At 68.2% G+C, this 19,392-nt stretch carries 21 protein-coding genes; 11 read left to right on the top strand and 10 right to left on the bottom strand.

Annotated elements, in window-relative coordinates:
• The first annotated feature begins 31 nt into the window (after positions 1 to 31).
• The 3 genes from EIP85_RS04780 to EIP85_RS04790 are packed head-to-tail and all read left to right on the top strand — an operon-like array spanning position 32 to position 1,469.
• Positions 32 to 475: an NUDIX domain-containing protein gene (locus tag EIP85_RS04780; RefSeq protein WP_127901020.1), complete on the top strand. Its 444-nt coding sequence runs from the start codon at positions 32 to 34 to the stop codon at positions 473 to 475.
• Positions 472 to 969 carry a GreA/GreB family elongation factor gene (locus EIP85_RS04785; RefSeq protein WP_127901021.1) on the top strand — a complete coding sequence of 166 codons (498 nt, stop codon included), beginning with the start codon at positions 472 to 474 and terminating at the stop codon, positions 967 to 969. The genes EIP85_RS04780 and EIP85_RS04785 overlap by 4 nt, the downstream gene beginning before the upstream one ends.
• Positions 960 to 1,469: a GNAT family N-acetyltransferase gene (locus EIP85_RS04790; protein WP_127901022.1), complete on the top strand. Its 510-nt coding sequence runs from the start codon at positions 960 to 962 to the stop codon at positions 1,467 to 1,469. Before EIP85_RS04785 ends, EIP85_RS04790 begins: the two co-directional genes overlap by 10 nt.
• Here the strand turns inward: EIP85_RS04790 and EIP85_RS04795 are convergent.
• The 4 genes from EIP85_RS04795 to EIP85_RS04810 all read right to left on the bottom strand — a co-directional run bounded on the left by EIP85_RS04795 (position 1,447) and on the right by EIP85_RS04810 (position 4,598).
• The gene (locus tag EIP85_RS04795; protein ID WP_127901023.1) at positions 1,447 to 2,292 is read right to left on the bottom strand and encodes a DMT family transporter; all 846 of its coding nucleotides are present in this window, start codon (positions 2,290 to 2,292) and stop codon (positions 1,447 to 1,449) included. The two genes, EIP85_RS04790 and EIP85_RS04795, sit on opposite strands and share 23 nt — an antisense overlap.
• Positions 2,293 to 2,601: 309 nt before the next feature.
• The gene (locus tag EIP85_RS04800; RefSeq protein ID WP_338325337.1) at positions 2,602 to 3,681 is read right to left on the bottom strand and encodes a Hint domain-containing protein; all 1,080 of its coding nucleotides are present in this window, start codon (positions 3,679 to 3,681) and stop codon (positions 2,602 to 2,604) included.
• A 247-nt stretch (positions 3,682 to 3,928) separates the two neighbouring features.
• A complete protein-coding gene (locus EIP85_RS04805; RefSeq protein WP_127901025.1) occupies positions 3,929 to 4,174 on the bottom strand; it encodes a DUF1150 family protein in 246 nt (81 codons plus the stop codon).
• Positions 4,175 to 4,184: 10 nt separating this feature from the next.
• On the bottom strand, positions 4,185 to 4,598 hold the full coding sequence (locus EIP85_RS04810; protein ID WP_127901026.1) for an Hsp20 family protein: 414 nt from the start codon (positions 4,596 to 4,598) through the stop codon (positions 4,185 to 4,187).
• 219 nt (positions 4,599 to 4,817) lie between these two features.
• Here EIP85_RS04810 and EIP85_RS04815 point away from each other — a divergent pair, with 219 nt between their 5' ends.
• Both EIP85_RS04815 and EIP85_RS04820 read left to right on the top strand, forming a co-directional pair.
• Positions 4,818 to 5,036 (top strand): YdcH family protein, encoded by a 219-nt coding sequence (locus EIP85_RS04815; RefSeq protein WP_127901027.1) that lies wholly within the window; start codon positions 4,818 to 4,820, stop codon positions 5,034 to 5,036.
• Positions 5,037 to 5,095: 59 nt separating this feature from the next.
• Positions 5,096 to 5,500 carry a VOC family protein gene (locus EIP85_RS04820; protein WP_127901028.1) on the top strand — a complete coding sequence of 135 codons (405 nt, stop codon included), beginning with the start codon at positions 5,096 to 5,098 and terminating at the stop codon, positions 5,498 to 5,500.
• Positions 5,501 to 5,563: 63 nt separating this feature from the next.
• On the opposite strand, the gene EIP85_RS23385 is transcribed toward EIP85_RS04820, so the two are convergent.
• Positions 5,564 to 6,208 carry a glutathione S-transferase family protein gene (locus EIP85_RS23385; RefSeq protein WP_127901029.1) on the bottom strand — a complete coding sequence of 215 codons (645 nt, stop codon included), beginning with the start codon at positions 6,206 to 6,208 and terminating at the stop codon, positions 5,564 to 5,566.
• 454 nt (positions 6,209 to 6,662) lie between these two features.
• Between EIP85_RS23385 and EIP85_RS04830 the strand changes: the two genes are divergently transcribed.
• Together EIP85_RS04830 and argF are read left to right on the top strand one after the other, a co-directional pair.
• Positions 6,663 to 7,838 carry an aspartate aminotransferase family protein gene (locus EIP85_RS04830; RefSeq protein ID WP_127901030.1) on the top strand — a complete coding sequence of 392 codons (1,176 nt, stop codon included), beginning with the start codon at positions 6,663 to 6,665 and terminating at the stop codon, positions 7,836 to 7,838.
• Between the two features lie 79 nt (positions 7,839 to 7,917).
• The gene (argF, locus tag EIP85_RS04835) at positions 7,918 to 8,844 is read left to right on the top strand and encodes an ornithine carbamoyltransferase (RefSeq protein ID WP_127901031.1); all 927 of its coding nucleotides are present in this window, start codon (positions 7,918 to 7,920) and stop codon (positions 8,842 to 8,844) included.
• A gap of 58 nt (positions 8,845 to 8,902) precedes the next feature.
• On the opposite strand, the gene EIP85_RS04840 is transcribed toward argF, so the two are convergent.
• From EIP85_RS04840 to EIP85_RS04850, 3 genes are all read right to left on the bottom strand, one after another.
• Positions 8,903 to 10,126 carry a DEAD/DEAH box helicase gene (locus EIP85_RS04840; RefSeq protein ID WP_127901032.1) on the bottom strand — a complete coding sequence of 408 codons (1,224 nt, stop codon included), beginning with the start codon at positions 10,124 to 10,126 and terminating at the stop codon, positions 8,903 to 8,905.
• Between the two features lie 316 nt (positions 10,127 to 10,442).
• Positions 10,443 to 12,356, bottom strand: coding sequence for an AsmA family protein (locus tag EIP85_RS04845; protein ID WP_127901033.1), 1,914 nt, complete (start codon positions 12,354 to 12,356; stop codon positions 10,443 to 10,445).
• 94 nt (positions 12,357 to 12,450) lie between these two features.
• Entirely contained in the window at positions 12,451 to 13,752 is a 1,302-nt protein-coding gene (locus EIP85_RS04850; RefSeq protein ID WP_127901034.1) for an OmpP1/FadL family transporter, read from the bottom strand.
• A gap of 223 nt (positions 13,753 to 13,975) precedes the next feature.
• On the opposite strand from EIP85_RS04850, the gene rimO reads away from it, so the two are divergent.
• From rimO to EIP85_RS04865, 3 genes are all read left to right on the top strand, one after another.
• Positions 13,976 to 15,355 (top strand): 30S ribosomal protein S12 methylthiotransferase RimO, encoded by a 1,380-nt coding sequence (gene rimO, locus EIP85_RS04855; RefSeq protein WP_127901035.1) that lies wholly within the window; start codon positions 13,976 to 13,978, stop codon positions 15,353 to 15,355.
• Positions 15,356 to 15,358: 3 nt separating this feature from the next.
• Entirely contained in the window at positions 15,359 to 16,192 is an 834-nt protein-coding gene (locus EIP85_RS04860; protein WP_127901036.1) for a TIR domain-containing protein, read from the top strand.
• A 389-nt stretch (positions 16,193 to 16,581) separates the two neighbouring features.
• Positions 16,582 to 16,959: a hypothetical protein gene (locus EIP85_RS04865; protein ID WP_127901037.1), complete on the top strand. Its 378-nt coding sequence runs from the start codon at positions 16,582 to 16,584 to the stop codon at positions 16,957 to 16,959.
• A 24-nt stretch (positions 16,960 to 16,983) separates the two neighbouring features.
• On the opposite strand, the gene epmA is transcribed toward EIP85_RS04865, so the two are convergent.
• Positions 16,984 to 18,027, bottom strand: coding sequence for an EF-P lysine aminoacylase EpmA (epmA, locus tag EIP85_RS04870; protein WP_127901038.1), 1,044 nt, complete (start codon positions 18,025 to 18,027; stop codon positions 16,984 to 16,986).
• Positions 18,028 to 18,127: 100 nt separating this feature from the next.
• Between epmA and efp the strand changes: the two genes are divergently transcribed.
• Positions 18,128 to 18,694 (top strand): elongation factor P, encoded by a 567-nt coding sequence (efp, locus tag EIP85_RS04875; protein WP_127901039.1) that lies wholly within the window; start codon positions 18,128 to 18,130, stop codon positions 18,692 to 18,694.
• 160 nt (positions 18,695 to 18,854) lie between these two features.
• Here efp and EIP85_RS04880 read toward each other — a convergent pair whose 3' ends face one another.
• Positions 18,855 to 19,289, bottom strand: a complete 435-nt coding sequence (locus EIP85_RS04880; RefSeq protein WP_127901040.1) for a hypothetical protein — start codon at positions 19,287 to 19,289, stop codon at positions 18,855 to 18,857.
• Between the last annotated feature and the right edge of the window lie 103 nt (positions 19,290 to 19,392).

Below are 19,392 nucleotides of genomic sequence, written 5' to 3' on the forward strand. Positions count from 1 at the left end.
AAGCCTGTCGGGACGCGCCAGACTCCCGGCCATGAAACCGCGCTCCCCCCGCCTTGCCGCCCGGGCGCTGATCCTCCACGAGGACCGGCTTCTTCTGGTCAACGCCTACCCGGGCCACCGCCTCGGCCTCTGGTGCGCGCCCGGCGGCGGCGTGCACGCCGGAAGCTCGCTGCCCGAGAACCTCGCCCGCGAGATCGCCGAGGAATGCGGGATCGAGATCGAGGTCGGCGCCCCCGGCCTCGTCAACGAGTTCCACGACCCCGAGACCGGCTTCCACCAGGTCGACATCTACTTCCACTGCCGACCCCTTTCGCCGCTGCCCGCCACATGGCGCGACCCGGAGGGCGTGGTCACCGAGCGCCGCTACGTCAGCCGACAGGAACTCGCTGGGCTTCGCCACAAGCCCGACAGCCTCGCCGCCGCGGCCTGGGGCGCGGTCACCCTCTACGATCCGCTGGAGGTCATCGTGAAATGAGCCGCGCCTTCGTCAAGGAGGGCACCGGAGACCTCGACCCGCTGCCCGACATCCCCGTCAGCCAGCATCCGAACTGGGTCACCGCCTCCGGCCTCGCAAGCCTGCGCGCGCGGCTGGCCGAGACGCAGGCGCGCCTCGCCACGCTCCGCGCCCGCCCCGACCGGCTGGACAAGCTGCCAGAGGCCGCGGCCGAGCGCGACATCCGCTATCTCGAGGCCCGCCTCGCCACCGCGACGCTCGTGACACCGCCCGACACGCCGACCGAGGTCGCCTTCGCAACCGAGATCACCGTGGCGGACGAGGACGGCGCCGAGCGCCGCTACCGCATCACTGGCGAGGACGAGGCCGATGCCGCGAAAGGCTGGATCTCACTGCACGCGCCGCTCGCCCGCGCGCTGATCGGTGCGGTGCCGGGCGACAGCGTCACCTGGGCGCGCCCCGCCGGGGCGGTAGAGCTGGAAGTCCTCTCGATCCGGGCCGCCGCATGGCCCTGACCATCCGCCGCCTCGACGCGACGGCCGACCGCGCCCTCGTCGACGCCTTCTGGCCCGAGATCGCCGACTACATCCTGATCGAGCGCGGCGAGCCCACCGCGCCGGAGGTCCTGACCGGGCAATTCTTCACCGCCGCCCCGCCGGGGCTGGACCCGGTGGACGTCCCGCGCCTCGGCCTTTTCGACGGGGGGGCGCTCTGCGGGGTCGTGGAACTCGCCTTCGGCTATCCGGAGCCGCAGGACGCCTATCTCGGCATGCTCTTTCTCGCCGCCTCCGCCCGCGGGCGCGGGCTCGGGCCCCATTTCCTGCGCGAGGTCGAGCGGATGGCCCGCGCACGGGGCGCGCCCCGCCTCTACGTCGCCGTGCTCGACGCCAATCCGCGCGGCCGCGCCTTCTGGGAACGCGAGGGCTTCCGCCTGCACGAGGCCGGCCGCAGCGTGACGCTCGGGAGCAGAACGCAGACCGCCTGCCGGATGGTCAAGACGCTCGGCGGCGCCTGACCAGCGACAGCCCGACGCCGCCCAGAACCAGCACCGCCGCACCGATGAACCGCAGGCTCGGCGCCTCGGCCAGAAAGACCATGCCGCCCGCCATGGCGATCAGCGGCACGGTCAGCTGCGCGACCGCCGCCGCAGAGGCCGCGATCCGCGGCAGCACCGCGTACCAGAGCGCATAGCCAAGGCCCGAGGTCACGACCCCCGACAGAACAGCCAACCCCACCCCGCGCGGCGCGAGCGCCACGGTGCCCGGCACCAGCGCCCAAAGGATCAGCGCCACCGGCGCAGCCAGCAGGAAATTCGCCGCCGTCTCGGCCTGCGGATCGGCCGCGCCGCGCCCGTTCAGCGAGTAAAGCCCCCAGCCGATCCCCGCCGCCGCCATCAGCACCGCCCCGACCGGCGGCGGGGCAGAGGCCCCCTCGGGCCACAGAAGCCAGGCCAGCCCCGCGAAGGCCACCGCTGCCCCGATCCAGCGCCGTCCCGGCACCGGCTCCCCGGCAAGGACGGCGCCCGCGAACATGGTGATCTGCACCGCGCCGAACAGGATCAGCGCGCCGATCCCGGCGTCGAGGCTGAGATATGCGAAGGAAAAGCCGAGCATGTAGACCGCCAGTGACGGCACACCCAGCCGCCGCGCCCGAGTGGTCAGCGGCAGCGGCGCCCCCCGGACCCGCACCATCGCCGCCAGCGCCAGCGCGCCAGAGAGAAGCCGGATCGCCGCGAAGGCGGAAGGCCCGATCCCGCCGCCCACCATCGCCATCCGGTTCAGCACCGAATTGGCGGCAAAGGCGACCATGGTAAGGGCGACGAGCAGGACGACACGCATCCCGCCATGTTGCCCAGCCCGGGCGCCAAGGCAATGCCCCGCGTCAAGGCAGGCGACAGATCCCGCCTCTCGCCCTTACCCCGGCCCGAAACAGCGGGCGCAGCCCGCCGGGCCAGCGCCCGGCCGCCCCCAAGGGCGGGCGCTTCTTGGAGCTCATCACAGGAGAAGACCGAAGGGGGCGATTAAACCATAAACGGACAGACCCGAGTCTCAGCCAGCGCCCCCCCGCGGACGAGCCCTGCCCCTCCTCACCGCGTAGGGTGCGCATTCATTGCGCACCGTTCACCGCCGCCCCCGAAACGCCCCGCCTCAAGCCGCCCCATACCGCAGGATCGCCGCCTCCGACCCCGTCAGGTTCCGCCGGGCAAACCCGCCATAGCTCTCCGGCTCCCTGTCAATCCCCGGCAGGATCGACAAGAGCGCCTCGCGCTGCGCCGGGTTCACCGTCTCCAGCGAGGTGTTGGAGGGGTGAAAGCTCTCCGTCTCCAGCCCGTTGGCCCAGATCACCTCATGCCGCGGCAACAGCACGTGGACATAGCGCACCTCGCGCAGCGCGCTGTCGACCACCACGCCGCGCTCGTCCACCAGATCCTTCGCCGCCACCAGCACCTCGGCCTCGCCGAACAGCGCCCGCGCCGCCGGCCCTCGCACCAGCACCCGGTGCTGCGGCGAGACGAGCAGATCCACCTCCGGCCGGTCCGCGCCCAGCGCCCCGGCCCTCAACCGGATCGGCCTCAGCTGCGGCATGGCGTAAAGCCGCGCGCCGGTCATCCGGCGGTCCCCGGTCCACAGCACCTCCTGCGGGCCGTCGTCCCGCGTCAGCACCCGGTCGCCCGGCATCAGCGTCTCGACCGGCCGCGCGCCGCTCTCCGTCCGGATCAGCGTGCCGGCGGCAAAGCAGATCACGCCGCCCGCCAGCGGATTGTCGTCGAACCCCACCCTGCCGGAGACCGAGGCCCGCACGACCCAGAGCTCGGCCCCCGCCTCCGGCATCTCGCCCAGAAACATCAGAAGCCACGCGCCCGTGTCGGCCTCGATCAGCGTCACCGCGAAGCTCCGCCGCCCGTCGGTCAGCAAAAAGCCGCGGTCGGGCATCTCCCCGTCCACGGCCGGATCCTCTGCCGTATCTGGCCCCTCGGGCGCCGCCGCCCGCCCGTCAAGCGCCGCCCCGATCAGCCGCCGCACCCCGCGCGCGGCATGGCGGCGCAGCTCCGCGCCCGCCACATCACCGCGCAGAACCAGAAGCCCCTGCGGCCCGTCGACCCGGATCGCCTGGCCCTGCCAGCGCCAGCTGACGCCGACCTGCAGCGCCTCGAGCGGCGCGGGCCGAAGCCCGTCCACCTCGGTCTGCCCCCAAGAGATGACAAACGTGCCGCGATAGCCCGTCATCATGCCTGCCCCACCAATCAAGGCCCTCGGCCGCGAAGCCTGAACCGTTATTGTTGCCCCATGGGTAACACAGGCGCGCTGACGGAGAAACATTTGCCCCGGATCCCCGCTCCCTTCCGGGCCAGATCCGGCGGACAATGCGGCCCCGGCGACACGATCCGGGGCCAAGCCTGGGGCAGGACGGGCCCGGCACGGGGCCGGGCCGCGCGCCCTGGTCGGCGTACCCTGGTGAACGTTCCCTAGTGCCCTAGTGGACGTTCACGGGCGCCATGTCGTTCTGCCGGGCAAGCAGGAAGGCCATCTTGCGGTCGCGCACCAGCGCCAGGCGCTCGCCATCGGCGCCGTGGACGGCGTAAAGCATCGGCTGATCGCCGATCTGCGCCCGGACCTCCGCGCGCACCTCTTCCGGCAGCTCGGCCACCGGGATCGGCCGGACGTAGACGATGGGCGCCTCGCCCTCGATCTCCGGCCCGAATTCATATCGCGTATCCATCGAAACCTCCTCAGGCTTTCGTTATGCGGATCGTTTGCACCACAGGCTCGGGCGTCGCGCGGACCAGATCCACGTGCAGCAGCCCGTTTTCCAGCTTCGCCCCGGCCACCTCGACGCCCTCGGCCAGCACGAAACTGCGCTGGAACGCGCGGGCGGCGATGCCGCGATGCAGGAACACGCGGCCCTCGCCGTCGTCCTCCTGGCGGCCGCGGATCACCAGCTGCCGGTCCTCCACCGTGATTGCCAGATCGCCCTCGCGGAACCCCGCCACCGCAAGCGTGATGCGATAGGCGTTGTCGGAGGACTGCTCGATATTGAACGGCGGGTAGCCCTCGGTCGCGGTCTTCGCGGTCCGCTCGACCAGCCGGTCAAGCTGCTCGAACCCGAGGAGGAACGGATGAGATCCGAACGTCAGTTTGGTCATCTGGACTGTCCTTGCACGAAGCGACATCAGGTCAGGGCCCCGTTGCGGCAGCCCATGGGCAAAATATGGGTCGCGCCCACGGACACCGCAAGTCCTGCCGCGCCGCTGTGATCACGGGCCGGCCCACGCGGCCCGAATGGTCCAAGATTTCTTCCCGCAAGCCCCGCCGCGGGGCTATAGTGGCTCGGTTCTTGGAGGCGACTCATTTCCGGGCAGACGATGAACGCAGCGATGGAACTGAACAGCGAAGAGGTGATGCGGATCCGGCTGGAGGCACTCCGGCAGGAGCACCGCGACCTCGACGACGCGATCCATGTGCTGGAAACCTCCGGCCGTGGCGACCAGCTCGCGCTCAGGCGGCTGAAGAAGCAGAAGCTTGCCATGAAGGACGAGATCGCCCGCCTGTCGGACCTCTTGACCCCCGACATCATCGCCTGACGTCCGCCCCGTCCCGCCGCCCAATCCTCCCGGTCCGCCGGGGGCAACCGGAGGCCGCGATGCAACCCGAAGCCATTCTCGAGACCTGCCTCTACGCCGACGACCTCGCCGCGGCGGAATCCTTCTACCGCGAGGTCTTCGGGCTCGAACGCGTCACCCGCTCGGAAGGCCGGCATGTGTTCTTCCGCTGCGGGTCGGGGATGCTCCTGATCTTCAACCCGGCGGCCACCAGCGCGGCAGAGCCACCCTCGCCCATTCCCCGCCACGGCGCGGCCGGGCCGGGCCATGTCTGCTTCCGCGTCGCGCCGCAGGCCTTCCCGGACTGGTACGAGCGCTTCCAGGCCCGCGGCGTCCCGATCGAGGCCGTCCACACCTGGCCCGGCGGTGCCCGATCGCTTTACGTCCGCGACCCCGCGGGCAATTCGGTGGAGATTGGCGAGGCCAGGATGTGGGGCCTTTCCTGAGGCCCCCGCCCGGCCTTCGCCGGGCCTGCGCCGCACGGCCGGCGTGGCGGTTCCGCCTCCGCCTCAGCGCAGCCGCCCCTCCGGCAGCCCGGGATCCGTCTCCGCCATGCTCTCGCGCCCGCGCATCCCCTGCCACCAGGCGGCAAGCGCGGGATGGCGCGCCACCGCCGCCGCCCCCTCCGCCGCCTGCGCGAAGGCCGCGATCATCGGCGCCAGGTGCAGGTCCGCCAGCGTCACGGCGCCGGAAAGCACCAGCCCCTCCTCCGCCAGCACCTCCAGCGCGCCAAGGACCCGCGCCGCGGCCACCATGCCCATCGCCACCTCGCGCGGGTCCGACGCCTCCCCCGCGGCCGGCCGGAAGACGGCATGGGAATAGACCTGCCGCACCAGCGGCCGGTAGGCATAGGCGTCGGCGATCCCCATCACCTGCATCATCCGCGCCCGCGCCGCCGCGCCGTCGGGTTGCAGCGGCGGGCCGGGGAAGCGCTCGTCGAGGTAGCGCAGGATCGCCTGGGTTTCGTACAGCATCAGCCGTCCGTGCCGCAGCACCGGCACCCGGCCGAAGGGATGCAGATCCAGGTAGCCCTCTGGCAGGGGCGAGAACGGATCCACCTCGATCTGCTCGCAGCGCAGCTCTTTCTCCGCCAGTGCAAGCCGCACGGCGCGGACATAAACCGAATAATGGTACCCATAGAGCGAAAGCGCCATCCGCCCAGCCTAATGCGGAACGCGCCTTCTGAAAATGGTTCTGTGCCGCAGCCGTTGCGCGAAGGGGCCGACCACCGTCCCGAAATGCGGTACACTTACGGTGCGAAAGCGGTGCAAAAGCTGTGTTGAATCGGTGGGCCGATTTTCCAGCCGCCAGAACCACTTGCCGCCCCGGACCCCGCCCTCGCCGAACCGGCGCCGTCTTTCCCGTCACCCGCGTCCGGCCGCGGCGTCACCGGGCTCCGGCAATTCCGCTGGACAGCCCGTCCCCTCCCGCGCTAAGGACCCTGCCATGATCGCACGCACCGCCGCACTTGCCGCCTGCACCCGACGTCGCCGCCTCGGCTGACGCCCCGCGATCGCGCGCCCCTCGCGGCGCCCCCCAACATCATCGATACGTTGACGAACCCCCGCCCGTTTGGCACCTCTAGGGCTTCGCTGAAAGGACCCTGCCATGATCCCGTCCGTTCTACCCACCTACAACCGCGCGCCCTTCGCCTTCGAGCGCGGCGAAGGCAGCTGGCTGATCACCGCGGACGGCACCCGCTACCTCGACCTCGGCGCCGGCATCGGCGTCACGGCCCTCGGCCATGCCAATCCGGAACTGGTCAAGGCCCTGACAGCGCAGGCGGAAAAGCTCTGGCACACCTCGAACCTCTACCAGATCCCGAACCAGCAGCGGCTGGCGGATCTGCTGGTCGAGCACACCTTCGCCGACACCGCCTTCTTCACCAATTCCGGCACCGAGGCGGCCGAGCTGGCGATCAAGATGGCCCGCAAATACTGGTACGAGAAGGGCCAGCCCGAGCGGGTCGAGATCATCACCTTCGAGGGCGCCTTCCACGGCCGCTCCTCCGCGGCCATCGCCGCCGCGGGGTCGGAGAAGATGACCAAGGGCTTCGGCCCGCTGCTGCCGGGCTTCGTCCATCTCCCCTTCGGCGACCACGAGGCGGTGCAGAAGGCCGTCACCGACAAGACCGCCGCCGTCCTGATCGAGCCGATCCAGGGCGAAGGCGGCATCCGCCCGCTGCCGGACGCATGCCTCAAGGGCCTGCGCGACCTCTGCGACAGCACCGGCACGCTCCTGATCCTCGACGAGGTGCAATGCGGCATGGGCCGCACCGGCCGCCTCTTCGCCCATGAATGGGCCGGCATCACTCCGGACATCATGATGATCGCCAAGGGCATCGGCGGTGGCTTCCCGCTCGGCGCGGTGCTGGCCACGGAAGAGGCCGCATCGGGCATGACCGCAGGCACCCACGGCTCCACTTACGGTGGCAACCCGCTCGGCTGCGCGGTCGGCGCCCGGGTGATGGAAATCGTTGCAGATCAGGCGTTTCTGGCCGAGGTGAGCCGCAAGGCCGCGCTCCTGCGCCAGCGTCTCGAAGGCCTCGTCGCCGCGCACCCCGATGTCTTCGAGGGCATCCGCGGCCAAGGCCTGATGCTGGGCCTGAAATGCCGCCTGCCGAACACCGACGTGGTCAAGGCGGGCTATGCCGAGCACATCCTCACCGTCGGCGCCGCCGACAATGTCGTGCGCGTCCTGCCCGCCCTCAACATCACCGAGGACGAGATCGCCGAGGCGGTCGCCCGCCTCGACCGCGCCGCCACCACGCTGGTCCCGGCCTGATCTTCTTCTGTCCGCATATATCCTCGGGGGTCCGGGGGCAGACAGCCCCCGGCACCGCCACAGTGAAAAGTCGAACCGAATGAACCACTTCCTCGATATCCACAAGACCGACGCCGCCGCCCTCCGGGGCATGATCGACAATGCCCGCAGCATGAAGAATGCCCGCGCCGGCCGCCCCAAGGGCACGCCCGACGCCGAGCAGCCGCTTGCCGGCCGCATGGTCGCGCTGATCTTCGAGAAGCCCTCGACCCGGACCCGCATCTCCTTCGACGTCGGCATCCGCCAGATGGGCGGGCAGACCATGGTGCTCTCGGGCGCCGACATGCAGCTCGGCCATGGCGAGACCATCGCCGACACCGCCCGCGTGCTCTCGCGCTACGTGGATCTCATCATGATCCGTACCTTCGAGGAGCAGACGCTGCTCGAGATGGCCGAATACGCCGATGTGCCGGTGATCAACGGGCTGACGAACCGCACCCATCCCTGCCAGATCATGGCCGACGTGATGACCTTCGAGGAGCATCGCGGCCCGATCGCCGGCAGGAAGGCGGTCTGGTGCGGCGACGGCAACAACGTCTGCGCCTCCTGGCTGCACGCCGCAGGGCAGTTCGGCTTCGACATGACCTTCACTGGCCCGCCGACGCTGGATCCGGAGGAGGAATTCATCGGCCTCGCCCGCAAGAAGGGCGCCAATGTGGTGATCGAGCGCGACCCGGCGAAGGCCGTCACCGGGGCAGACGTCGTGATCGCCGACACCTGGGTCTCGATGCACGACAGCCAGTCCTCGAAGGAGCGGCGCCACAACCAGCTGCGCCCCTACCAGGTGAATGAGCAGCTGATGAGCCACGCCAAACCCGACGCGCTCTTCATGCATTGCCTGCCCGCGCATCGCGACGACGAGGCGACCTCGGCCGTCATGGACGGCCCGCATTCGGTGATCTTCGACGAGGCAGAGAACCGGCTGCACGCCCAGAAGGCGATCGTGCGCTGGTGCCTCGGGGTCTGAGGCCCGGAAGGGAAGCGCCCGGCAGCTTTCGCCGGGCGCTCCTGAGTTCTTCTGGCCTTCAGGCGGCCGCGCGCTGGCGGTTGTTGCGGCGGCGCTGCTGCGGGCGACGCTTGTGGGCGGCCCCCTTCGGCGCAGCGGAAGGCTCGGCCGCCGCGGCAGCCGGGACATCGCCCACGGCCGGGATCTTGCGGCCCATCACCTTCTCGATCGCGCGCAGATCGGCAAGCTCGGCCGGCGCGCAGAACGCCACCGCGTTGCCCGCGCGCCCGGCCCGCGCCGTGCGGCCGATGCGGTGGACGTAGTTGTCCGGCACCGTCGGCAGGTCGTAGTTGTAGACATGGCGCACCTGCGGGATGTCGAGCCCCCGCGCCGCCACGTCGGTCGCGACGAGAATGCGCAGCTTGGCATCCCGGAACGCCTGCAGCGCCCGCGTCCGCTGGCCCTGGCTCTTGTTGCCGTGGATCGCGGCGACGGCGAAGCCCTGCTGTTCCAGCCCGCGAGCCAGCCGGTCGGCGCCATGCTTGGTGCGGGTGAACACCAGCGCCAGCTCGTCCCGGTGGGCGTCCAGCAGCTCCGCCAGCAGCGGCGCCTTGGCCGACTGGTCGACATGGTGGACGCTCTGCTCGATCTTGTCGGCCGGCTTTCCGGGCGGGTTCACCTCGATCCGCACCGGGTCGGTCAGGTAGGCGCTTGCGATCTCGGCCATCTGCTTCGGCATGGTGGCGGAGAAGAGCAGCGTCTGGCGCTCCTTCGGCAGGAGCTTGGCGATCTTGCGCAGCGCGTGGATGAAGCCCAGGTCCAGCATCTGGTCGGCCTCGTCGAGGACGAGGTACTGGGTCTTGTCCAGCCGCACGGCATTGCGCTCGATCAGGTCCAGCAGGCGGCCGGGCGTGGCGATCAGCAGGTCGGTCCCGCGCGCGAGCCGGTTGATCTGCGGCCCGATCCCGGCGCCGCCGACGACCACGCCGACGCGCAGATGCGTGCCCTTCAGATAGGTCGTCAGGTTGTCGCGGATCTGGGTGGCCAGCTCGCGCGTCGGCGCCAGGATCAACCCGCTCACCGTCTTCGGATCGGCCGTCTTGCCGAGGCCGAGAAGCGCATTGGCAATCGGCAGGCCGAACGCGGCGGTCTTGCCGGTGCCGGTCTGGGCCAGGCCCATCAGGTCACGCCCGTCCAGCGCCACCGGGATGGCCCGGGTCTGGATCGGCGTCGGCTCGGTAATGCCGGCCTTCTTGAGGTTGGCGACGAGGTTGGGGCGAAGCCCCATGAGTTCAAAGGTCATATATCAGTCCCATTGGGCAGCGCCCCGCGGGCGGCTGCCTGAATCAGATGCGCCTCCGCTCGACATGAGCGGGGTCGCGATGGGGGGCGCGACACGCTGACCGGGGCCGGATTGCCCTTTGGCCGTCGTCGCGGCGGCCCCTGCGTGTTGGGGAACCAGGAGGCGGGCTGTCCGTTGTCATCGGGCCTTTCCGGCCCGGGCCTGCTCACGCGGCAGCAGACATCCCGCCGCTCACATGAGCGCTTTGGCGGTAAATGTCAACGCCCCATGCTGCGGCGCAGCGCGCGCCCTCCGGCCCCGGATGGCGCCCCGGGGCCTATTTCAGCAGGTTCAGGATGCCCTTCTCCACCGCCGATTTTGCCTTGTCCTTGAGCTTCTGGCGCTCGGTCTGGATCTTCTGTCCCAGCGCCGATCCCATATCGAGGCCGAAACGGGGCTTGGCCCAGCTGCCGGAGATCTTCAGCGGCACGGAGACCCCCTTGCCGTTGGTCAGTCCCCGGAAGGCGACGGGCGTGACAACGTAATCCAGCGTCTTGTCGCCGATCCCCACCGTCCCCTTGCCCGAGGCGTCGAGGATGGGCGAGGCGAAGGCGAGGTCGTTGTTCGTCAGCACCCCGCCCTTGATCGTGTAGGTGGCCTTGACCGAGTTGAAGATCGTCTTCGCCCCCGGCCCGAGGTAGTTGGCGTTGAGATGCGTCAGCATGCCCGCAAGGTCGAAGCCCTGCAGTTCGCCCTTGCCGAGATCCATCGAGCCGGAGCCAGAGAGCGCATGCATCAGCGCATCCATCGACCCGCCCGAGGCGTGCAGCTTGGCGTTCAGCGTGCCGGTCCCGATCAGCCGCTTGTAATCGGCGAAATCGGTCAGCAGCGGCTGCAGCGCGACATGGGCGGCGTTGATGTCCGCCGCCACGCTCAGCCCCTTGCCGGCATCGGCCGTGACCTGGCCCGTGATGTCGCCCTGATAGGCGACCACCTGCTTCAGCCCCACCACCGCGCGCCCGTCCTTGAGCGTCAGCGTCACATCCGTCCGCCCCAGCTTCAGCGTGCCGAGGTCCAGTCCGTCGGCCCCCAGCGTCACGTCGGCATCGGCGAGCTTCAGCGCAGAGGCGTCGATCGGCGCCTTCGACCAGCCGGTTTCCGCCGCCGCCCCGCCCGCGGCAGGCTTGCCACCGCCGGAGGCCGCCTGCGCCGGCGCGGCCCCGCCGCCCAGCGCGGAGAGGTCGAGCTTGCCGGCCGAAAGGATCGCGTTCAGCTTCGGTCGGGCACCGGCGAGCGACACGGCCACCCGGCCCTTAAGCGCGTTGCCGTCAAGCGTCACCTGCGCCTGGTCGAGCGCGACCGTCCCTGCGGCGGCGGCGCTGAGATTGCCCTTCAGCAGGATCTTCTTCGCCCCCAGCCCCTGCGGCAGCGCGGGCGCCGTCATCCCCGCGGCCTTGAAGAGGGCCGGCAGATCCGTGATCGCGGCGTCGAGCGCACCCTTCACCGCACCCTTGCCCGGATCGGCGCTGCCATCGAAGCCGACGGTGGACGACCCGGCCGTGAGCTTCAGCTTCACCGGCGTCGCGAGTCCCGCCAGCGCCTGCGCCGCCTTGCCGGCCTCGGCACTCAGCGTCACCGGCTGGCCGTTCACAGTGGCCTTCAGATTCAGATCGGCGGGGCCGGAAGCCTTGGGCAGTCGGAAAGTGGCGTCTATCCCGCTCACCGTCTGCTTTTTCCCCGTCGTATCATCAAGATAGGTGACGGAGCCCTTGGTGATCACGGCCTTTCCGATCGTGATCTCAGGGATCCCGGGCGCCCCGCTGCCGCCCGCCGCAGGCGCGCCCTTCGCCGGGGCCGCGGGCTTCAGCGGCGTCAGCTCCCAGTTGCCGTGCCCGTCCTTGCCGGTTTCCAGCAGGATCTTCGGCGCGTCGAGCTCGACCCGGCCCACCTTCACCGAACCGCCCAGCAGCGCCAGCGGATCGACCCCCACCACCAGCCCGTCGGCAGTCACCATCGGCCCCGCCTTCGACCAAGAGGCGTTGGCGATCTCCACATGCCCCGCCCGAACACCAAGCTCAGGCCAGAGCGTCGGGTGGACCCCACCGGAGATCACCATCTGCCGGCCGGTCGCGGCCTCGAACTGCGCGGCGGCGAGGCCCGCGATTCGGTCGGCGGGGATCAGGAACAGCCCGGCGACGGCCAGCGCCGCCAGAAGCACGATCAGGCCCAGAAGGCGGAAAAGCCAGCGCATGGAAACCTCCCGGAAAAAACCACGCGCCAACTCTGCCTGCAATCGCGCCGGGTCTCAACCGCCTGCGCCACCGCCTCTGCTTGCGGTCTGCGGATCAGAAGCGATGCGTGTAGCCCACCGCCAGCGCCACCTGGCTCATCGACAGGCGGATGGTGCCCGGCGTCGCGCCCGCGGTCGTCACCTCGCCGCCGCTGACGCTGCTCCGCGGCACGTATTCCACCGCGAAATCCAGCGTGTCGGCGGCATTCATCTTCCACGACCCACCCGCGCTGAAATGGCTCCGCACCACGCCGGGGGCGAGGATGTTCAGCGTCACCTGCCCCGGGGGCACCGGATTGGTCGAATAGGCATAGCCCACGCGCCAGGTCATCGCCGGGCTGGCCTTCCAGGCGGCGCCGAGCTTGATCACGTCGACATCCCTCCAGCCGAAACCCGGCCCGTTCGCCGAACCCAGCGCCGCCGAGCCGTTCGGGAAGGGATTGGCGACGGCGGGCACCCCGGAATACCAGATCCGCTGGTAGTCGAGCATGACGGTCAGATCCGGGCGGGCGTCCCAGGCAAGGCCCAGCGTGGCCGAAGCCGGGATGTCAAACGCGCCGCCATCCGCGAAGAGGCCCGCGTATTTCTTGAACTTCGACATCTTGATCTTGGTCTGCAGCGCCAGACCGAAGCGCAGATTGGGCGCGGCCTCGTATTCCACCCCCGCCTTCAGCCCGAAGCCGTGCGACCAGTCGCCGCCCTGGTCCGACAGGTGGCTGCCATCGACCGAGGACCTGGCGAAAGCCCCGATGCCCCGGGCAGAGAAGTCCTGCAGCGCAAGCGTGGGCGAGATCCCGAAGGACAGGTTGCCGACCTTCTGGGCATAGGTCAGCGACAGGAAAAGCTGGTTGAGGTTCACCCCTGCCTTGCCGCCGCAGAAGACGCCGCTGCCGCCGCCGAAGCTCGCGCAGGCCGGGTTTGCGACATCCGGATAGCTGGTGTTCATCCCGCCATTGCCATAGGCCGCGAAATTCAGCCGCGCGCCGTTCGCCAGCACCTTGTTGATGGCAAAATTCGGGATCAAGAAGGTGCTGTGCCCGCTTTTCACCGTGCCCTGCGGCACGAACTGTGTGCCAGTGCCGGTGAACTGACGGCTCGGCGAGAAAAGCTCGAGCCCCATGGAATATTCGTTGCCGACGCTGGCCACCCCGGCCGGGTTGACCGCAGCCGACATCGCCTCGTCGCCATTGGCCACGCCCGCGCCGCCCTGGGCGATCTGCTCGGGGCTGTAGCCGAGCGCAAAATAACCCTCCGTCGCCCAGGCCGGCCCCGCGGCCGACAGCCCGAGCCCCACGACGGTCCCCGCTGCGATTGCACTGGCCAGACGGCCACCCTTTCTGAATACACGTCCCGGCATGAAATCCTCCTCGCCTCCGCGCATGATCACCCGGCACCTCCCTGCCAGGGCCTGCACAGCGCTTCCGCCGGGCCGGCCTCATCACTATTGCATGAAATATTCCGCATGTAACATATTTTAGCGCACAGACTGAAACCGGCCGCCGCGACGCCCGCGCGGCTCCCCGCCACGGCACGACCACAGCCCCGCTTCCCGGCGCCCGCGCCCTGCGCTATGAGGGCGCATGACCGAGAACCCGCCCAACCTCCGCCCCGACCTCGCCCGCGCCCGCATCCCGGAAACCGGGACTGATGCCCGCCGCCCCGGCCAGCCGACGCTCGGCATGGTATCGCTCGGCTGCCCGAAGGCGCTGGTCGACAGCGAGCGCATCCTCACGCGCCTGCGCGCCGAAGGCTACGCGATCTCGCCCGACTACACCGGCGCGGACGCGGTGATCGTGAACACCTGCGGCTTCCTCGACAGCGCCAAGGCCGAAAGCCTCGAGGCGATCGGCGAGGCGCTGGCCGAGAACGGCAAGGTGATCGTCACAGGCTGTCTCGGCGCCGAGCCCGGCTACATCACCGGCGCGCATCCGAAGGTTCTGGCAGTTACCGGCCCGGAGGCCTACGAGCAGGTGATGGACGCGGTCCATTCCGCCGTCCCGCCGCGGCCCGACCCGTTCATCGACCTCGTGCCCGCGACCGGGGTAAAGTTGACCCCGCGGCACTACAGCTATCTGAAGATCTCCGAGGGCTGCAATCACCACTGCAAGTTCTGCATCATCCCCGACATGCGCGGCCGCCTCGTCTCGCGCCCCGCCCATGCGGTGATGCGCGAGGCGGAGAAGCTGGTCGATGCCGGGGTGAAGGAACTTCTGGTCATCAGCCAGGACACCTCGGCCTACGGCGTCGACCTCAAGCATGCCGAGAAGAACGGCCACCGTGCGCATATCACCGATCTCGCCCGCGACCTCGGCAGCCTCGGCGCCTGGGTACGGCTGCATTACATCTATCCCTACCCGCATGTGCGCGACCTGATCCCGCTGATGGCAGAGGGGCTGGTGCTGCCCTATCTCGACATCCCGTTCCAGCATGCCCATCCCGACACTCTGAAGCGCATGGCCCGCCCCGCCGCGGCGGCGCGCACCCTGGACGAGATCGCCGCCTGGCGCGCCACCTGCCCCGAGATCGCGCTCCGCTCCACCTTCATCGTCGGCTACCCCGGCGAGACGGAGGCGGAGTTCCAGGTGCTCCTCGACTGGCTCGACGAGGCGCAGCTCGACCGCACCGGCTGCTTCAAATACGAAAACGTCGCCGGCGCCCGCGCCAACGCCCTGCCCGGCCAGGTGCCAGAGGAGGTGAAGCAGGACCGCTGGGAACGCTTCATGGAGAAGGCTCAGGCGATTTCCGAGGCCAAGCTCGCCGCCCGCGTCGGCAGCCGGATCGAGGTGCTTGTCGACGAGGTCGACGAGGAGGGCGCCACCTGCCGCACGAAGGCCGACGCCCCCGAGATCGACGGCAACCTCTTCATCGACGAGGGTTTCGAAGGGCTGAAACCCGGCGATCTCGTCACCGTCGAGGTGGATGAAGCGGGTGAGTATGATTTGTGGGGGCGGAGGGTGTAGGCAATGGTTACCTCGATCAAAGAGACTTTTGACAGCGTTCGTTTTGGGCCGGCAGCCTTGCGAAGGGCTCGATCGAAAATCATTGATTACTCCAAGACCTCCAAAAGCCAAAATTCGGTATTCTTTCACGGAAATATCCGTATTGGGGCGCGCGAATATAGATTTGACGGCCTTGATCACGATGAAGCAGAATTTTTTGACTATCTATCAAAAGACTCGGATGGGTATTATAATTGCCGCTGGAAATTTCGCGACCCCGCGCGAGCATTAAAAGAATTAATTTTGAATATCACCTTCTTCCCTGGGGCTCATGAAACGACAGTCGAAGTCGAGGCGAACGACCTGGCTCTTACGCAAGAAATATTTGACACACTGGAGTCGGAAAAGGAAAAGTATACGATACAAAGGCCGGCCAGAGAGCAAAAACCCAGGATATTCATCGGGCACGGCCGCAATAACATATGGCGCGATCTAAAAGACCATCTATCTGATCAACATCATTATAAAATAGAAGCCTACGAAACCGGCGCACGAGCCGGCCATACAATTCGCGATATTATTGGAGATATGTCCGAGAGCAGCGATATCGCCTTCTTGGTGCTAACGGCAGAAGACGAGCTCACCACAGGTGATTTTCAGGCGCGACCAAACGTTATTCATGAGACTGGTCTATTTCAAGGGACATTAGGATTCGCTCGGGCAATCGTTCTACTTGAGGAGGGCTGCCAAGAGTTCTCTAACCTATTTGGAATCCAACAAATAAGGTTCTCCAAGGGGAATATCAAAGAGACGTTCGGTGACGTTTTGGCGACAATCCAGCGTGAATTTGGGGATTGAGCCGACGACTGACGCGTATGCATGTTACGCACTTAACACCGCAAGGACGCTGCCACCGACATATCCGTCTCACCGAAGACCCACGGAGCATCTGCATCACCAATTCATCGAAGCTCGACGAGATCGCGTTCTCCTGACCGCGGACTTCGGAACCTGAAGCCCAGCGATCTTCACACCGTCGACGTGGATGAAGCGGGTGAGTACGATCTGTGGGGCGTTCCGGTTCGCGGGTAAGGTCGGCCCCGGGGACCGACGACCCCGGTGCGCCAAAACCCCAGCCGCGCCCAAAATTTCAGCACCCGCCAAATCCATCACGGAGCAAACACAAACCCGTGTATTCTTGCCCTACGGGAACGCGCGAAGAACGCGCGGTAAAAAGGGGAAGCAAAATGACAAACGTTTCGCGGAATTTCATGATCGTGGGCTTGCTGTTCCTGCTGGTCGGCATTCCGATCGGCATGTACATGAGCGCCTCCGGCAATGTCGCGCTGGCGCCGCTGCATGCCCACCTGAACCTTCTGGGCTTCGTTCTGATGACGGTCTTCGGCTTGGTCTATCGGGTCGTCCCGGACATGGCCGAAAGCAACCTCGCGCGGGTGCATTTCTGGCTTCACGCATTGGGCGCGGCCGTGCTTCTGGTGATGCTCTTCCTGCTTCTTTCGGCACGGATCACCGAAGCCGGAATGGTCCCCATCGCCCCGATCGCAGAGCTGATGATCCTGCTCGGCATCCTCTGCTTCGGCTGGAACCTCCTCCGGAACGGCTGAGGGCCGCCGGACGGCGCCGGCGGGTCAGCCCGCCGGCACCCACATCACATCGCTGATCCTCGGCGCGGCCGTTGCCAGCATCACCAGCCGGTCGAAGCCCAACGCGATACCGCTTGCCTCCGGCATGGCGGCGAGGGCGGCGAGGAAATCCTCATCCAGCGGATAGCGCTCGCCGTAGACGCGGGCCTTCTCGTCCATCTCCGCCTCGAAGCGCGCGCGCTGCTCCGTCGGGTCGGTCAGCTCGCCGAACCCGTTGGCCAGCTCCACCCCGCAGGCATAAAGCTCGAACCGCTCCGCCACCCGCCGGTCGTCCGGCGCGCGCCGCGCCAGCGCCGCCTCCGCCGCCGGGTATCGGTCGAGGATCGTCGCGCGGCCATGGCCCAGATGCGGCTCCACCTTCGCGACCAGCACCCGGCTCACAAGATCCGACCAGCTGTCGCCCTCCCTGACCGCGATGCCCGCCGCCGCAACCTGCGGCGCGAGGCGGGTGAGATCCGGTCGCCCCTCGGCGTCGACGCTGGCCAGAAGGTCGATCCCGGCATGGCGCGCAAAGGCCTCCGCCACGGAAAGCCGCTCCGGCTCCGCGAAGGGATCGCAGGTCGCGTCGCGGAAGCGCAGGAGGGTCGCCCCGGCCGCCTCCGCCGCCAACCGCAGCATCGCAGCGCAATCGGCCATCAGCACTTCGTAACCCTCGCCCGCGCGATACCATTCGAGCATGGTGAATTCCGGCTCGTGCAGCACGCCCCGCTCGCGGTTCCGCCAGACATGGGCGAAGGTGGCGATCCGGCGCTCGCCCGCCGCCAGCAGCTTCTTCATCGCGAATTCGGGCGAGGTGTGCAGGTACATCCGCCGGCCCGTGCCATCGTTGCCCACCGCCTCGGTGGCGAAGCCGTGCAGATGCGCCTCGTTCCCGGGCGAGACCTGCAGGGCGGCCACGTCGACCTCGGTGAAGCCCTCGCCGGCCAGCCGGTCCCGAAGCGCGGCCTGGATGCGGTTCCGCGCCAGCAGAAGCGGGCGGCGGTCGGCGTGGCGGTCGGGGGACCACCAGGGGGTCTCGGCAGGGCTCATCGCGGCTAGACTCTGGCGAAAGGGACAAAGATGCGCTAGGGGCGGGCGTCAGATCGCGCGCCTGATAGCGCAAGGCGCCCCGCAGTCACAAGGAAAGACAATGAAAGTCATCGCATCCAGCCTTCGCAAGGGCAATGTCGTCGAGATCGACGAGCGGCTCTACGTCGTCCTCCAGGCCACCAACTTCCACCCCGGCAAGGGCACGCCCACGACCTCGGTCGACATGCGCCGCATCTCCGACGGCGTGAAGGTGTCGGAACGCTGGAAGACCACCGACCAGGTCGAGCGCGCCCATGTCGACGAGCGGGAATACGATTTCCTCTACGAGGACGGCGAAGGCTACCACTTCATGGAGCCGGAAACCTATGAACAGGTCACCGTCTCGCCCGACGTGATCGGCGATCAGAAGGCCTATCTTCAGGACGGCATGAAGGTCTTCCTGCAGATCCACAACAACGTCGCCATCGCGATCGAGCTGCCGCAGAAGATGACCGTGGAGATCACCGAGACCGAGCCGGTCGTGAAGGGGCAGACGGCCTCCTCATCCTACAAGCCCGCGATGACGGATATCGGTGTACGCGTCATGGTGCCGCCGCATATCGACGCCGGCACCCGGATCGTCATCAACATCGCCGAGAACACCTACGTCGAGCGCGCGAAGGACTGACGCGCGCGCCCTCCGGGGCGACTTGGCGAACATCCCGGAAGAAACGAAAAAGGGGCCCGCCGGACGGGCCCCTTTTTTTCTCGTGTATCCGGCCGCGCGGGGGCGCACGATCCGCGCGGCCGGTCAGGGCCAGGTCTTATGGCCCCGTCATCCCGTCGGTTCAGTAATCCCCGCCGGTATGGATCTGGACGTAGGGGGCAAGGCCCGTCGTCGGGCTGAAGTCGACCCCTCCGGCCACGTGATGGCTGTTCACACCGGCCGAGAACAGGCCGTTGCGATTCTCGAACGAGTAGCCGGCGCCGATCTCCGGCTGCCAGTTCGTCTTGCCGCCGATGATCCCCATCACCTTGAACTTCGATGGCGCGAGGCTTTGGGCGAAATCCCAGTAGAACAGCGCCTTCGCGCCGCTCACCTTGCCGTCGGCATTGGTGTTGGAATGCTCGAGGCCGGTGTAAAGCTCCGGCGTCACGCGGTGGCCGAAGCTCATGCCGATGCCAAGAACCAGACTCGTCTTGCCGGTCGCAAGCGCCGGCAGCGGCGCCAGAAGCGATGCGGCAAGGGCCAGCGGCAGCGCCGCGCGGGCGAAGGAGATCATTGCTCGAACCTCAATTTCTTGTCGTTGTCGCCTCTGCGGGCGCTGCCTATTGTACGGCATCGCTGATTCGGCCGCAAGCGGAAGCCTGCCGATCCGGCACCGC

The organism is Solirhodobacter olei (assembly GCF_004010155.1).
Taxonomy (GTDB): Bacteria; Pseudomonadota; Alphaproteobacteria; order Rhodobacterales; family Rhodobacteraceae; genus Solirhodobacter; species Solirhodobacter olei.